Genomic DNA, 254 nt, shown 5'->3' with positions numbered 1-254 from the left:
CAGTTTCTGGGTGTCCCAGCGGTTCTCCTGGCGTGCGCACAGCGCGCTCGCCGAGCAGCGCGTGGTGCCGGTGGTGCCGCTGGCCACCTGGATGTTGGTCTGGCCCTGGATGTAGCTCTTCTGGTGGTCCGCGCTCGCTTCCAGGCTGTCGAACAGCGCCGTGCCGGCCTGCCAGCTGTAGCTGAGCCCATAGCGATCGCGGTCGTTGCGATCGACCGCGGTACGCGCGTAGTACGAGCCCACGCCATCGCTGC

1 protein-coding gene is annotated in these 254 nt (G+C 68.1%); it reads right to left on the bottom strand.

Translation table 11 applies throughout. The features are described 5' to 3' along the window. Nucleotides 1–254 (bottom strand): hypothetical protein (locus tag SB753_RS39335; protein ID WP_410805458.1); only part of this gene is annotated, 254 nt, incomplete at both ends.

Origin of the sequence: Paraburkholderia sp. SIMBA_053, assembly GCF_046534895.1 — a bacterium.
GTDB classification, from domain to species: domain Bacteria; phylum Pseudomonadota; class Gammaproteobacteria; order Burkholderiales; family Burkholderiaceae; genus Paraburkholderia; species Paraburkholderia caledonica.
The sequence above is the reverse complement of the archived record's forward strand: the minus strand, read 5'-3'. Positions and strand labels throughout refer to the sequence as shown.